A 13,552-nucleotide genomic window follows, 5' to 3' on the forward strand; every position below is an offset into this window, starting at 1 on the left:
CGGCACGCCGATATTGGTCATGATCGTGCTGCGTGCACCGCAGCACGCGCGTCGAGGCACGTCGGCAGGCCCGCCGGGCCTGCGTTGCGCGATGCACAACGGCCGTGCGGCCGCACCGTCAAGGAGACAGACCTATGTGGTATTTCTCGTGGATACTCGGCATCGGCGTGGCACTCGGCTTCGGCATCATCAACGCGATGTGGCTGGAAGCGGAAGTGTTCTCGCGCGGCGACGCGCGCGGCGACACGTCGCGCCGGAAAGCGGGGGGCCGGTATTCGTGACGCATCTCGTGTTCTTCTGCGGTCACGCCGGCACCGGCAAGACCACGCTCGCGAAGCGGCTCATCGGGCCGCTGATGCGCGCGACCGGCGAGGCGTTCTGCCTGCTCGACAAGGACACGCTGTACGGCCGCTACAGCGCGGCCGCGATGGGCGCGCTCACGGACGATCCGAACGACCGCGACAGCCCGCTCTACCTCAAACATCTTCGCGATCCCGAATACCAGGGCCTGCTCGATACGGCCCGTGAAAATCTCGCACTCGGTATCGGCGTGCTCGTCGTCGGCCCGCTGTCGCGTGAAGTGCGCGACCGGCGCATCCTCGATCGCGCGTGGCTCGGCATCGCGCCCGACGTCGCGCTGACGGTCGTCTGGGTTCACACGTCGGAAGACGTCGCGCACCAGCGGATCGTCGCGCGCGGCAACCCGAACGATGCGTACAAGCTCGCGCACTGGGACGAATACCGGCAGCGCCGCTTCGTGCCGACCGGCCGCGAATGCGACGGCATCGTGATGTTCGACAACACCGCGCCGTCCGATGCGGACATCGACGCGCTGCTGTACCGCATCGTGCCGCCGCCGCAACCGGCAACGATCGTGCCGCCGCTGCCGGCCTGATCGCGCCGTCAGAGCCCTTCCCGATTCCTCGAAAAACAACGCCGGAAGCGTTGCTGCGCTTCCGGCGTCGTACGGCCCTCGTGCCAGAGACTGGCGAATGGTCCCGCAACCGCGGTCAGGCGACCGCGTGCACGCGCTCCATCGTGCCGCCGTCGTACAGCTTGCCGAAGCGGTTCGACAGGAATGCCTTCAGCGACACCTTTTCCTGCGGGATGAAACCGCTCTGCGGCAGCTTCTTTTCGCGGAACAGATCCAGCACCGCGCACATCGCGCCGGCCGTCGTGATCTGGATCGCGCTCATGTGCATCCCGCACACGTCCTTCGCGAAGATCTTGCGCGTGAACACGTCCTGCACCAGCTGGCCGTCCTTCACGCCCGTCACCGTGACGAATACGAGCACGACGTCCTGCTTCGTCGACGGTACCGCGCGGCGCATGATCGACTTCAGCGTGTCGCGGTCGGTCGACAGGCGCAGGTCTTCCAGCAGGAACTGGACGAGCTCGCGGTGGCCCGGATAGCGCACCGACTTGTAGTCGAGCGTCTCGACCTTGCCCGACAGCGTTTCGCACAGCGTGCCGAGGCCGCCCGACGTGTTGAATGCTTCGTATTCGGTGCCGTCGAGCGAGAAGTGTTCGAGGCCTTCGAGCGGCTGCACCCATTGCTTGCGGCCGTCGCGGATCGCTTCGCACGGCTGGCAGTATTCGTTGATCAGGCCGTCGACGCTCCACGTGAGGTTGTACTTCAGCGCGTTGGTCGGATATTCGGGCAGCGCGCCGACGCGCATCTTCACGTCGCGCACTTCACTGAAGCCGTTCACGAGCTCGTGCGCGGCGATGCCGATGAAGCCCGGCGCAAGGCCGCACTGCGGCATGAACGCGCGATCGGAGCCGTCGGCCAGTTCGCGGATCGCGTGCGTGGCGCGCACGTCCTCGGTCAGGTCGAAGTAGTGAACGCCGGCAGCCTTCGCGGCGGCGGCCACGTTGACCGCGAGATAGTACGGCAGCGCGTTGACGAGTGCATCGAAACCCTTCACTGCTTCGCGAATCGCATTCGCGTCGGCCGAATCGACCCGCTGCGTCGCGATGCCTTCGCGCGACAGCTTCGCGAGCGCATCCGCGTCGCGGTCGAACGCGACGACTTCGTAGTCGCCCGTTTCACGCAGCATGTGAGCAATGGTGTGGCCGATCAGACCTGCGCCGACGATGGCGATTTTCATGCGCTTATCTCCTGATGATGGGTTTGGTGTTGTGGACGGCGTCGAGCCATGCACACAGTGTAGGGACGCTCAAAATCAGTTCCAAGACGAAGAATGATGCGAAACGACCGATAATTTCGACGTTATGACGATGTATTTCGCCGAAATGACACACCCGCTCAAGAAGCGCCTAAAAAAGGGGTAGCGGTGCTGTCGCAAACCGGTCGTTAGCGGTTGCACGTTGCAACGACGAAGACGAGGACGCACGGCGTGGCACTGGACACACGAACAGCCCATGCGTCGGATGCGGCGCGCCGGTCGATGCGGAATGCGAAAGGAGATTCGGGAGAGATGCGCGAAGTGCGCGAAAGGATGATGGCGGAAACCCGTGCCGATCACGACGTACAGCGAAGGTCAAGACGAATGCGTGCGGGCATGCACCCGACGCCAGGCCGGGCGCCCGCCGCGACGCCACCCAATCCGCACCACGCTCGCGCGATCGTGCGCGGCGCGGCATGCGACCGGTCAGCCGCCGATCGTCCCGCGATCGATCTTGCGCGACAGGATGATCGACGTCGTCGTGCGCTCGACGCCTTCGAGCGTGCCGATCTGGTCGAGCAGATCGTTGAGCCGTTCGGGCGAATCGGCGCGCAGCCACGCGACATAGTCGTACTCGCCGCTCACCGCGCACAGCAGTTGGACTTCCGGCATCCGGTCGAGCTTGCGCAATACGTCGTTGCCGAACTTCGGCGTGAGGATGATGCCGACGTACGCATAGATGCTGGCGTCGAGCACGTCCTGCCCCAGTCGCACGCTGTACCCGGCGATCACGTTGGTGCGTTCGAGACGTGCAATCCGTGCTACGACCGTCGTGCGCGCCACGTCGAGCTGGCGCGCGAGATCCGCGACGCTGGCGCGCGCATCGGCTTGCAGCAGCGCGACGAGTTGCCGGTCGAGATCGTCGAGTTGGTCGAGGCGGGGTGGACGCATGACGCTGGGCCGGTACGCATGTGCCGGCAGAGTGGAAAGTGACGGGATGATAGCGCCGAACGCCGGCGCGCCCAACCGGCATGGCCCGGATTCGAACCTTTCGATTTCGATTCGTATCGGATGTAAGCAAGTGTCGCATTCGCTGCCGCACTGCATGCAACGTGCTACTAATAGCGGGCGACGCGAGATGCGCGCCGGCGGCGATGGCCGCCGCGCCCGCTCGCAAGACACCACCCCGGAGAGCCAACCATGAAGAAAATCTCGCTCACCCTCGCTACGCTCGTCGTTGCAGCCAGCGCGTTCGCGCAAACCCCGGCGCAGCCGCAAGCGCCCGCCCAGGTGCCGGCCACGACGGCCGCCGCGTCGGCCCCGAGCGCCGAACAGCGCGCGGCACGCCACGAAGCGCGCATCGAGCAGCGCATCAAGTACCTGCACGACCAGTTGAAGATCACGTCGGCGCAGGAGCCGCAATGGAAGACGTTCGCCGATACGATGCGCGACAACGGCGCAACGATGGGCCGCCTCTACGGCGAACGGATGGCCAAGCACGACGTGTCCGCGCTCGACGACATGAAGCAGTACGCGGAACTGTCGCAGGCGAACGCCGACGGTGCAAAGAAGCTCGCCGACGCCTTCGCGCCGCTCTACGAGAGCTTCCCGGCCGAGCAGAAGGCGCTGGCCGACACGACCTTCCGCAACTGGCTGCACCACGGCGGCGAGCACCGCGGCAAGGGCAAGACGAAGGGCAAGGAAGGCAGCGCAGCCGCCGCGCCGGCCGCGAGCGCACCCGCGCAGCCCTGACGCCCTCCCTGTCGGCGCCGTGCCGGCTCGTCCGGGCCGAACGGCGCCGCGCCGCCGGCGGCATCGGCGCGTCACACGGCGCGCCGAATTCGGGATAAGCTCCCGGCTTTTCCCGCTTTCCCGCCCTTCCCCGCCATGCTCGAACTCAAGCAACTCGATCTGCGTACCGATCCGCAGGCCCGTCGCGTCGTCAAGGACGAAACCGTCGCCGTGTCCTTCGCGGAGGCCGACGGCGAACTGATGAGCCTCGAAGGCCCGAACCGTTATGGTGTGGGCGACGCGCTGATCACCGGCTCGACCGGCGACCGCTGGGTCGTGTCGCGCGCGCGCTTCGACGCCAAATACCTGCCCGCCGATCCCGCGCTCGCGCACGGCGCGCCGGGCGCTTACCGCAATCGGCCGGCCGTCGTGCTCGCACGCCGGATGGACGAACCGTTTACGATCGCCCGCTCGGAGAACGGCGACACGCTGCGCGGCGTCGCCGGCGACTGGGTGATGCAATACGCGCCCGGCGACTACGGCGTCGTGCAGGCGCAGCGCTTCGCTCAGGTCTATCGCGACGCGTAATGCACCCGCGTAATGCACCGCACCGGCCCGAGGCCGGCGCCGCTGCTCACGCAAAGTCTTCGTCGAGTTCGAGTTCCGCCTCGCGTTCGACGGCCTCGCCGGCCGCGTGCCGCTCTTCGAGCGATCCGAGCATCGCTTCCGTATATGCATGCAGCACCGCATGGCTGCGCGCGCGCTGCATCGGCTTGAGCGCCAGGTAGCGCGCGAGCGCGGCCGGCACGATCCGGATGTCGAGCGTCATCCGCTTCGGCGTCGCGCCGAAACGCATCGCCAGCCAGTGCACGGACAGGAAGCGCCCGCGCGCGTCGCTGCTTTCGGCGAAGCGCGTCTGCTCCGGAAACAGATCGCAGATCACACGCGCGAGTGCGTCGAATTCCGCGCTCCGGCATTCGATCAGATAGTCGTCCACTCCGTCTCTCCCGTCAGGCCGCCGCACGCGACGGCCGGCACGCCTTCACCAGCACGATCGCCAGGATCGCGGCCAGCACGACATACGCGGCCTCGACCCACGCGGCCGGTAGCACGCGCACTTGGTACAGCAGCGCCGGCGTCGCCGCGAGCGCATGCAGCACGATCGCGAGCGGCAACACGGCCATTCGGCCTGCCCGCACGCCGCGCCATACCAGCACCGACAGCGCCAGTTGCACCGCGAACGCCGCGCAGCGTTCGAGCAGCAACAGCAGGATCGACTGGACCGACAGCGTCGCGAGCATCATGTGCAGCCGCACGACGGTGTCGACCGGCAGGTCGGACAATTGCGCCTCGAGCTGGCCGCGGCTCGCGAGCCACCCGAGATACGACCACTGGCCCCACACGAGCACGCCGACGAACCACGCTTCGGCGCCGCCGTGGCCGATCCCGTAGCCGATGCCGCGCCCATCGCCGTCCGATGCGCCATAGCGGCGGTTCAGGACACGCATCCCGAGATAGCGGCCGACTTCCTCGAACACGGCGGTCGCGAACACGCTGTACGCGACGAACGCGAGCGGCTGCGTGAGCCAGCCGTCCTCGGGCGTGTGGCTCAGCACGAGCCCATGGAACGCGCGCTCGAGGATCATGGCAAACAGCGTGAAGACGGCGACGCCGACGATCGTGTCGCGGCGATTGAGCGCAAGCGGTTTGCGCAGGATGCGGTAGAGGACGAGCGGCAGCAGCGCGATGATCAGCGTGGCGGCGATCAGCGCCGCCAGCGTGACGGGAGCGACAGTCATGTATTTCCTTGGTTCGAGGCAGCGCACCCGATGCGCCGCGTGCCCCGAATGATACTCAGCTTGCGGTCGACGCGCGCGCAATCAGCTCGCCGGGCAGCATCGCGACGCGCACGTCGCCCGCCGCGCCGTCGATCCGCTCGTGCACGAATTCGACGGCCTTGTAGCCGATTTCGTAGGTGGGCTGGCGGATCGTCGTGATGCCGATCAGCTCGGCCCACTCCGGATCGTCGATCGACAGCAGTGCCGCCTGCTGCTGCCACGCGGCGCCGAAGCGCGCGCGCAGGTGGCGCGCGATCGCCAGCGCGACCGGCGCATTCGCGGCGAACAGCGCCGCGCGCACGCCGCGCCGGGCCGCGTGATCGATGCGGGCATCGACGTCGGCGAGCGCCGCCGCAGCCGCGTCGGGGGCGTTCAGGTCGAGCACGACCGTCGACGGCACCGCCAGCCCGCGCGCCGCCAGCGCCGCGCGGAACGCGGCCTCGCGCACGCGCCGCGAGCTGACGCGCTCGAACGGCTGCACGACGAAATGGATCGCGTCGAAACCGCGTTCAACCAGATGCGCGAGCGCCGTCTCGATCGCGTCGTCGTTGTCGAGGCCGATCAGGTCGGCCTCGAAGCCCTCGACCGTGCGATCGACGAGCACGGCCGGAATGCCCGCGCCGCGCAACGGGCGCAGCACGTCTTCGTCGGCGCCGAGCGCGTTGACGATCAGCCCTTCGACGCGGTAGGTCGTGAGCAGTTGCAGGAAGCGGCGCTCCATCTCGACTTCGTTCGCCGCGTGACAGATGAGCGGCATGTAGCCGAGCGCATGGCACGCGGCCTCGACGCCCTGCAGCACTTCGACGGTGTAAGGATTGGTCAGGTCGGCCGCGAGCATGCCGAGCAGCCGGTTGCGGCCGCGCTTGAGCCCGCGCGCCATCTGGTTCGGCCGGTAGTTGAGCCGCGCGATGGCCGCTTCGATCCGCTGGCGCAGATCGACGGACAGCACATGCGTCTCGCCGTTCAGGTAGCGCGAAACGCTGGTCTTGCCCGTGCCGGCCTCGCGCGCGACGTCGCTGATCGTCGCCGGACGCGTCGTGGAAGGTTGCGAATCGGTCACTGTCGTGCCTCGCGACGTACGATCCGCGCCGCTTCGTGAGCAGACGGACCATTGTTGTTGGAAACGTAAGCCAACCGGCGGCCTCCCCTGTCCTGGCGCATCGGCGCCTGCGCCGGCCCGGTGCTTCGCGCTCGCGCAGCGCCCGCCAGTCGCGTGCTACGGCAGTCGGCCGCACCGGAGCCGGCGCGGATGCCCGTCGCCCGACGCCGCCGGCCGCACGGCCGGCCGTCGATGCGACGAGAGCGGGCGATCATAACGCAGCCGGCCCGCTGGCACCAAGATCATCGACTCTAACGGCGCCGGCGCCGCGCCAGCCGGTTGCCGGAGGCGGTTCAGGCGTGCGCCAGCGCATCCGGATTGACGAGATTCGTGCGCAGCGTGCCGGCCAGCGCGCCGACCAGGTTTTCCGCGGCGCAGCGCGCCATCGCATGGCGCGTCTCGTGCGTCGCCGAGCCGATATGCGGCAGCGCGACGACGTTCTTCATCTGCAGCAGCGGCGAATCCGCCGGCAGCGGCTCCTTCTCGAACACGTCGAGCCCCGCGCCGCGGATCGTCCCCGCGCGCAGCGCGTCGATCAGCGCGGCTTCGTCGACGACGGGCCCGCGCGACGCGTTGATCAGGATCGCACTGCGCTTCATCTTCGCGAATTCGGGCGCGCCGATCAGGTGGCGCGTGTCGGGCGACAGCGGCACCTGCAGACACACGAAATCCGACTGCGCGAGCAGCGCGTCGAGCGTCACGCGCCGGGCGCCGTACTGCGTCTCGGCCTCGGCATGCGCGGACCGGTTCGCGTACAGCACCTGCATCCGGAAGCCGAGCGCCGCGCGCCGCGCGACCGCACCGCCGATCCGCCCGAGCCCGACGATGCCGAGCGTCTTGCCTTGCACGTCGGTGCCGTACAGGTCCGGGCCGATGCTGCGATGCCAGTGGCCGGCCTTCACCCATTCGGCCAGTTCGACCACGCGCCGTGCGGAGGCCAGGATCAGCGAAAACACCGTATCGGCCGTCGACTCGGTCAGGACGTCCGGCGTATGCGCGAGCACGATGCCTCGCCGCGTGAGATCGGCGACGTCGAAGTTGTCGTAGCCGACCGAGATCGTCGACCACGCCTTCAGCCGCGGCGCGCGGTCGAGCATTTGCGGCGTGACCTTCAGGCTCGCGCCGATCGCGCCGTCCGCGTCGCCGAGCGCAGCGGCGAGCGCGTCGGCGCCGTCGGCCTGCACGACCTCCGCATGCTCGCGCAGGTACGCGAGAACGTCATCGGGCAGCGGCTTGTACGCGACGATACGGGGCTTCATCGTTTCATTTTCCTTGCAGCGGCGCGGCGAGCGGATGCGCATCGCGCGCCTGGGGTTTGACGGACAGCGTGAGGATCACCGCGGCGACGAGCGCGGCGCTCATGAACGCGTACGACGCGACGGGCGACCCGGTCGCACCGTTCAGGTAGCCGACGAAATACGAGCCGACGAACGAGCCGAGCGCGCCCATGCTGTTGATCAGCGCCATCGCGCCGCCGGCGACGTTCTTCGGCAGCAGTTCCGGCACGATCGCGAAGAACGGGCCGTACGGCGCATACATCGCGGCGCCCGCGACGACCAGCAGCGCATACGAGATCCAGAAATGCGATGAACCGAGCGCGTACGACGCGGCGAAGGCGGCCGCGCCGACCAGCAGGAACGGCCACACGAAGCCGCGGCGCGAACCGACCTTGTCGGACGCCCACGACGCGGCGAGCATCGCGATCGTCGCGGCCAGGTACGGCAGCGCGGACAGCCAGCCGGTCGCGACCATCCCGAGATCGGAACCGTTCTTCACGATCGACGGCAGCCACAGCACGAAGCCGTACACGCCGATGCTCCAGCAGAAATACTGCGCGCACAGCTTGATCACGGCCGGCGAGCGGAACGCCTCGCCATAGTTGCGGACCGGCTTGATCGCGGCCTGCTCGGCTGCGAGCGCGGCGTCGAGGTCGCGCTTTTCCTGCGCGCTGAGCCACGGCGAATCGGCCGGCTTGTCCTGCACGAGGAGCCACCAGCACACGGCCCAGATGACGGCCGGAACGCCTTCGGCGATGAACATGTGGCGCCAGCCGAATTCATGCACGAGATAACCGGACACGATCGACATCCACAGCACGGTGACCGGATTGCCGAGGATCAGGAACGTATTCGCGCGCGAGCGCTCGTTCTTCGTGAACCAGTTGCTGATGTAGATCAGCATCGCCGGCATCACGGCCGCCTCGACGACGCCCAGCACGAAGCGGATCGCCATCAGCGACGGGATGTTGCTGACCACGCCGGTCAGGGCCGCGCAGCCGCCCCACAGCACGAGACTGACGAATACGAGCTTCTTCACGCTGCGGCGTTCCGCGTAGATCGCGCCGGGGATCTGGAAGAAGAAGTAGCCGAGGAAGAACAGTGCACCGATCAGCGACGACAGGCCCTTGCTGATCCCGAGATCCTGGTTGATGCCGGCCGCCGCCGCGAACCCGTAGTTCGCGCGATCGAGGTAAGCGAGGCTGTACGTGATGAAGACGATCGGCATGATCGTCCACCACCGACGGGCTGCGAGATTGGCTGCCATGAGAGTGTCTCCGTATATGGACCGCAGTGGGCGCCAGCGCCCGCCCGGCCTCGAACAAAACTACCGTGCGTCGCGCACGAAATGGATCCGCGGATTGTGCCGTGTCCGGCCTCTCATTGCGCGGTGACGGTTTCCTCTAAGCGATCGGCGCGATCGTCGACACCTTCGAGACGGTCGAGTGCGTCGCGCGTCGGCAACCCTTCCGAATCGCCGATCACCTGGATCGCGAGCGCACCGATCCGGTTGCCGCGCGCGACCGCCTGCTCGACGCTGCGGCCTTCGAGCAGCGCGCTGACCACGCCGACCGCGAAGCCGTCGCCGGCGCCGACCGTATCGACGACGCACTCGACGCGCTCGCCGGCGATGGTGCCTTCGCGGCCGTCGGCCGTGCGGAAATACGCGCCTTGCTCGCCCAGCTTGATCACGACGCCGCGCGCGCCCTGCGCGAGATAGAAGCCTGCGATGTCGGCCGGCGTGTCGTGTCCGGTCAATTGCCGACCTTCGGCGAGGCCCGGCAGCACCCAGTCGGCGAGCGTCGCGAGGGCATTCAGCGTCTTCGCCATCACGTCGGCGGACGGCCACAGCGTCGGGCGCAGGTTCGGGTCGAACGAGATCGTCTTGCCGGCCGCACGCATCTCGCGCGCCAGCCGGAACGCAAGTTCGCACGACGTCGCCGAAATCGCCGGCGCGACGCCCGTCAGGTGCAGATGACGCGCGCCGAGCACGTAGTCGGCCACGTAGTCGTCGCACGACAGATGGCTCGCCGCCGAGCCCTTGCGGAAATATTCGACCGTCGGATCGCTGCCGTCGTCGTTGCGCGACTTCAGCTGGAAGCCGGTCGGGTAGCGCGGATCGACGGTCACGCACGACGCGTCGATTCCCTCGCGCGCCAGCGTGTCGAGCACGTAGCGGCCGAACGAATCGCGGCCGACCCGGCTCATCCAGCCAACCCGGAAGCCGAGCCGCGACAGGCCGATCGCGACGTTGAGATCGGCGCCCGCGATCCGCTTCGCGAATTGCCCGGCGTGCGCGAGATGGCCCGGCTCCGTCGCGACGAACATCGCCATCGCTTCGCCGTAGGTCACGACATCGAGTGCTGCTTTCATGACTGAACTCCTCAGGATCCTTCCGCCGTCACGCGGTCGCAAGCCACGCGACGCGCCGGCAGGCATCGCCGGCCAGGTCGGCCGCGTCGAGCGGGAACTCGATGCCGCGCGGTGCGTGCTGCGGCAGCGCGGCGAGTACGCCGGTCACGAGCGGATCGTTCGGCGCCGGCGCGGCGGCGAACCGACGAGCGCCCTCGCCTTCGATGGTCTTGCAGTGAATGTATTCCACATGCGGCGCGAGCACCTGCGCGCAATCGAGCGGCGCTTCGCCGCGCCACTGCCAGTTGCCGATGTCGAACGTCATGCCGAGCGCATCGGGCATGCCGGCGTCGGACAACGCGTCGAACAGCCCGCGGAACTGCGCGAACGCGCCGCCGACCTCGAGCTGGCCGTTCTCGACCACCACGCGGGCCCGCGCGCCGCGCGACAGCGCGACGATCTCGGCCGCATGCGCGTCGCCGGCGAAGCCGCCGAGCTGGAATTTCACGATGCGCGCGCCGAGCGCGTCGGCTTGCGCGAGCGCGTCGCGCAATGCGTTGGCATCGAGCGCCCCCGTTTCGGTGTACAGCGAGTCCGGGGTCGAATAGACCGACCATAGCCCGTGGCCGGCGATCTGCGCACCGAGCACGGCCAGCGCGCCGGGCGCCGTGTCGTCGTCCGACGCGAACAACTCGCGCCGCACCTCGAAACCGGCCGCCCCGGATGCCGCCACGGTGGCGATGAATGCACTGTGGCCCTCCTGGCGCACCCGGTCCATCCCGAATGCGCTCGCCACGATCACGATGTCTGCCATGTTGCCCTTTTTCAACCGGAATGGAACCGGTTCCATTTGCTTGAGACGGATGGTGCGCCTCGCGTCGGACCCACGCCATAGAGGAAATCCCTAAGGCCGTTTCGTCGCGCGAATGCGCGCGCAACCGTATGCAACGCGTGTTCCCGGCGCGACTGCGAGCGCCTACGCGAGGTCCTGCGCGAGACTCATTTCGAGGAATTGCGCGGCGACCCGCGACGGTGCGCCGCCATGCGGCACGAGGATGGAGAAATGCCGCGTGAGCGGCGCGGGCGCCAGCGAGCGCGGCACGAGCGCGGCGTCTTCGTGACGCAGCGACATCGCGGACACGAACCCGACGCCCATCCCTGCGCGCACGGCCTCCTTCACCGCCTCTACCCCCGCGATCTCGAACGCGACGCGCATCGGCGCGCCGCCATGCGCGAACGCGCGCTCGACGAGCTGCCGCACGGCGGAACCCGCCTCGCGCAGCACGAGCGGATGCGCGGCGAGCGCGTCGAGCGTCACGCCGGCGTCGTAGTCGGGCGCCGCGAGCGGATGGCCGGCCGGCACGATCGCGACGATCTCGTCCTCGTGCCACGCGTGCACGGCCGTGCCCGGCGGCAACGCCTCGCCGGGCGGCCCTTCGATCAGCGCGATGTCGAGCGACGGCAGCGCCGCGACCACGTCGGCCGTATTGCCGCTCATCGTCTGGATCGACACGCGCGGCGCGCGCGGCTGGAACGCCGCGATCAAATACGGCAGCAGGTAGCTCGCGGGCGTCGTGCTCGCGCCGATACGCAGCGTGCCGGCCTCCAGCCCGCGTATCGCGTCTCGAAACGCACGCGCCTGCGCAAACGTGTCGCGCTGCGCCCTCGCGTATTGCGCGAGTTGCTCGCCGACCGGCGTCAGGCGGATGCCGCGGCCGTCGCGCTGGTACAGCGGCTCGCCGAACTCGTCCTGCAGCAGCCGCAACTGGCCCGACACGGCCGGCTGCGACAGATGCAGCGCCACGGCGGCGCGGCTGATGTTCAGATGCTCGGCGACGGCGGCGAACGTTATCAGTTGATCCGGGGTCATGAGGATGAATTATCGGCTTTCCGGATAGTTTACGTCACAAATCACAATTTTTCATATCGATATAACGAAATTAGGATTACACCATCGCCACACGCTCCATCACGGTGCCTCCATGTCCACTGCCCCGACTCCCCCTCTCAGCCATGCCGCGCCGTCGATGCGCGGCCAGTTGAACGGCGTGCTGTTCGTCGCGCTGTTCGCCGCCGCCGTCACAAGCCTGTCCCAGCTTCCCGCGATCGAGGGGCTCGGCCTGTCGCCGCTGATCGTCGGCATCGTCGCCGGGGCGTTGTACGGCAACGGCCTGCGCGACGGCATGCCGGCCAGCTGGGCGGCCGGTGTCGATTTCTCCGCACGCAGGCTGCTGCGCATCGCGGTCGCGTTCTTCGGGTTGCGCGTGAGCCTGCAGGAAATCGCGCAGGTCGGGCTGCCGGGCCTCGCGGTGTCGGTGCTGATCGTCGTCAGCACGCTCGCGATCGGCACCTGGGTCGGCATGAAGCTGATGAAGCTCGATCGCGACGCCGCGCTGCTGACCGCCGCCGGCAGCGCGATCTGCGGCGCGGCCGCCGTGCTCGCGTTCGAGTCGACGCTGCAGTCGAAGCCGCACCAGAGCGCGATGGCCGTGGGCAGCGTCGTGCTGTTCGGCACGCTGTCGATGTTCCTGTACCCGGTCGCCTATCACGCCGGCTTGCTGAACCTCGATCCGGCCGGCCTCGGCCTGTTCTTCGGCGGCACGATCCACGAAGTCGCGCAGGTGGTCGGCGCGGCGAGCGACATCAGCCCGCAGGTCGCGCACGTCGCGACGATCGTGAAAATGACGCGAGTGATGCTGCTGGTGCCGGTGCTGCTCGCGCTCGGCTGGTGGCTCGCCCGTTCGGCGCGCTCGGCCCGCGACGCGGCCGGCGGCGCGCAAGCCAGGCGCAAGGTGGCGGTTCCCTGGTTCGCGCTCGGCTTCCTCGGCTTCGTGATCGTCAATTCGCTGAACGTGCTGCCTGCGGACGTCACACATACGCTGAACGTGCTCGACACCTTCGCGCTGACGATGGCCATGACCGCACTCGGCATCGAAACGCGTGTCGCGCAGATCCGCGCAGCCGGCCCGCGTGCGCTGATGACCGGCCTGATCCTGTACGTGTGGCTGATCGCCGGCGGCTACGGGATCACCTGGGCCGTGCAGCACTGGCTTGGCTGAGCCGCACGTCCGTGACGGTTCGCGCGCCGCGCCCGACGGGAAGGTCCCGCGGGCGCGGCGCAGTGCT

General features: G+C 68.4%; 15 protein-coding genes. 5 read left to right on the forward strand and 10 right to left on the reverse strand.

The window, feature by feature from the left end; genetic code table 11:
• The first annotated feature begins 134 nt into the window (after positions 1 to 134).
• On the forward strand, positions 135 to 281 hold the full coding sequence (gene cydX / locus WT24_RS33930; protein WP_082742323.1) for a cytochrome bd-I oxidase subunit CydX: 147 nt from the start codon (positions 135 to 137) through the stop codon (positions 279 to 281).
• A complete protein-coding gene (locus WT24_RS30115) occupies positions 278 to 895 on the forward strand; it encodes an ATP-binding protein (protein ID WP_059498872.1) in 618 nt (205 codons plus the stop codon). Before cydX ends, WT24_RS30115 begins: the two co-directional genes overlap by 4 nt.
• Before the next feature lie 115 nt (positions 896 to 1,010).
• Here the strand turns inward: WT24_RS30115 and WT24_RS30120 are convergent, their stop codons facing one another.
• Both WT24_RS30120 and WT24_RS30125 read right to left on the reverse strand, forming a co-directional pair.
• A complete protein-coding gene (locus tag WT24_RS30120; RefSeq protein ID WP_006481527.1) occupies positions 1,011 to 2,111 on the reverse strand; it encodes a saccharopine dehydrogenase family protein in 1,101 nt (366 codons plus the stop codon).
• A gap of 504 nt (positions 2,112 to 2,615) precedes the next feature.
• Positions 2,616 to 3,080 (reverse strand): Lrp/AsnC family transcriptional regulator, encoded by a 465-nt coding sequence (locus WT24_RS30125; RefSeq protein WP_060036865.1) that lies wholly within the window; start codon positions 3,078 to 3,080, stop codon positions 2,616 to 2,618.
• A 249-nt stretch (positions 3,081 to 3,329) separates the two neighbouring features.
• On the opposite strand from WT24_RS30125, the gene WT24_RS30130 reads away from it, so the two are divergent.
• Both WT24_RS30130 and WT24_RS30135 read left to right on the forward strand, forming a co-directional pair.
• Positions 3,330 to 3,881, forward strand: coding sequence for a Spy/CpxP family protein refolding chaperone (locus tag WT24_RS30130; protein ID WP_060036867.1), 552 nt, complete (start codon positions 3,330 to 3,332; stop codon positions 3,879 to 3,881).
• 135 nt (positions 3,882 to 4,016) lie between these two features.
• The gene (locus WT24_RS30135; RefSeq protein ID WP_059498870.1) at positions 4,017 to 4,448 is read left to right on the forward strand and encodes a PGDYG domain-containing protein; all 432 of its coding nucleotides are present in this window, start codon (positions 4,017 to 4,019) and stop codon (positions 4,446 to 4,448) included.
• Between the two features lie 46 nt (positions 4,449 to 4,494).
• Here the strand turns inward: WT24_RS30135 and WT24_RS30140 are convergent, their stop codons facing one another.
• The 8 genes from WT24_RS30140 to WT24_RS30175 all read right to left on the reverse strand — a co-directional run bounded on the left by WT24_RS30140 (position 4,495) and on the right by WT24_RS30175 (position 12,296).
• Positions 4,495 to 4,857, reverse strand: coding sequence for a DUF3022 domain-containing protein (locus WT24_RS30140; RefSeq protein ID WP_059498869.1), 363 nt, complete (start codon positions 4,855 to 4,857; stop codon positions 4,495 to 4,497).
• A 13-nt stretch (positions 4,858 to 4,870) separates the two neighbouring features.
• Complete coding sequence (locus WT24_RS30145) at positions 4,871 to 5,659, reverse strand: YhfC family intramembrane metalloprotease (RefSeq protein ID WP_059498868.1); 789 nt, start codon at positions 5,657 to 5,659, stop codon at positions 4,871 to 4,873.
• Positions 5,660 to 5,714: 55 nt separating this feature from the next.
• On the reverse strand, positions 5,715 to 6,758 hold the full coding sequence (locus tag WT24_RS30150) for a LacI family DNA-binding transcriptional regulator (RefSeq protein WP_059795573.1): 1,044 nt from the start codon (positions 6,756 to 6,758) through the stop codon (positions 5,715 to 5,717).
• Between the two features lie 332 nt (positions 6,759 to 7,090).
• Positions 7,091 to 8,056: an NAD(P)-dependent oxidoreductase gene (locus WT24_RS30155; RefSeq protein WP_059795631.1), complete on the reverse strand. Its 966-nt coding sequence runs from the start codon at positions 8,054 to 8,056 to the stop codon at positions 7,091 to 7,093.
• A 4-nt stretch (positions 8,057 to 8,060) separates the two neighbouring features.
• Complete coding sequence (locus WT24_RS30160; protein ID WP_059498866.1) at positions 8,061 to 9,341, reverse strand: MFS transporter; 1,281 nt, start codon at positions 9,339 to 9,341, stop codon at positions 8,061 to 8,063.
• A gap of 113 nt (positions 9,342 to 9,454) precedes the next feature.
• Complete coding sequence (locus WT24_RS30165; RefSeq protein ID WP_060036869.1) at positions 9,455 to 10,447, reverse strand: sugar kinase; 993 nt, start codon at positions 10,445 to 10,447, stop codon at positions 9,455 to 9,457.
• A 28-nt stretch (positions 10,448 to 10,475) separates the two neighbouring features.
• The gene (locus tag WT24_RS30170; RefSeq protein WP_060036871.1) at positions 10,476 to 11,240 is read right to left on the reverse strand and encodes a sugar phosphate isomerase/epimerase; all 765 of its coding nucleotides are present in this window, start codon (positions 11,238 to 11,240) and stop codon (positions 10,476 to 10,478) included.
• A gap of 162 nt (positions 11,241 to 11,402) precedes the next feature.
• A complete protein-coding gene (locus WT24_RS30175) occupies positions 11,403 to 12,296 on the reverse strand; it encodes a LysR family transcriptional regulator (protein WP_060036873.1) in 894 nt (297 codons plus the stop codon).
• A gap of 112 nt (positions 12,297 to 12,408) precedes the next feature.
• Here WT24_RS30175 and WT24_RS30180 point away from each other — a divergent pair, with 112 nt between their 5' ends.
• On the forward strand, positions 12,409 to 13,485 hold the full coding sequence (locus WT24_RS30180) for a YeiH family protein (protein WP_060036875.1): 1,077 nt from the start codon (positions 12,409 to 12,411) through the stop codon (positions 13,483 to 13,485).
• Positions 13,486 to 13,552 lie beyond the last annotated feature (67 nt).

Origin of the sequence: Burkholderia sp. MSMB1078WGS (assembly GCF_001528895.1) — a bacterium.
In the GTDB taxonomy this organism is placed as follows: domain Bacteria; phylum Pseudomonadota; class Gammaproteobacteria; order Burkholderiales; family Burkholderiaceae; genus Burkholderia.

Coding starts and splice junctions, on each gene's coding strand:
- cydX (WP_082742323.1), top strand. CDS start 135: ATGTGGTATTTCTCGTGGATACTCGGCATCGGCGTGGCACTCGGCTTC.
- WT24_RS30120 (WP_006481527.1), bottom strand. CDS start 2,111: ATGAAAATCGCCATCGTCGGCGCAGGTCTGATCGGCCACACCATTGCT.
- WT24_RS30125 (WP_060036865.1), bottom strand. CDS start 3,080: ATGCGTCCACCCCGCCTCGACCAACTCGACGATCTCGACCGGCAACTC.
- WT24_RS30130 (WP_060036867.1), top strand. CDS start 3,330: ATGAAGAAAATCTCGCTCACCCTCGCTACGCTCGTCGTTGCAGCCAGC.
- WT24_RS30135 (WP_059498870.1), top strand. CDS start 4,017: ATGCTCGAACTCAAGCAACTCGATCTGCGTACCGATCCGCAGGCCCGT.
- WT24_RS30145 (WP_059498868.1), bottom strand. CDS start 5,659: ATGACTGTCGCTCCCGTCACGCTGGCGGCGCTGATCGCCGCCACGCTG.
- WT24_RS30155 (WP_059795631.1), bottom strand. CDS start 8,056: ATGAAGCCCCGTATCGTCGCGTACAAGCCGCTGCCCGATGACGTTCTC.
- WT24_RS30160 (WP_059498866.1), bottom strand. CDS start 9,341: ATGGCAGCCAATCTCGCAGCCCGTCGGTGGTGGACGATCATGCCGATC.
- WT24_RS30165 (WP_060036869.1), bottom strand. CDS start 10,447: ATGAAAGCAGCACTCGATGTCGTGACCTACGGCGAAGCGATGGCGATG.
- WT24_RS30170 (WP_060036871.1), bottom strand. CDS start 11,240: ATGGCAGACATCGTGATCGTGGCGAGCGCATTCGGGATGGACCGGGTG.
- WT24_RS30175 (WP_060036873.1), bottom strand. CDS start 12,296: ATGACCCCGGATCAACTGATAACGTTCGCCGCCGTCGCCGAGCATCTG.
- WT24_RS30180 (WP_060036875.1), top strand. CDS start 12,409: ATGTCCACTGCCCCGACTCCCCCTCTCAGCCATGCCGCGCCGTCGATG.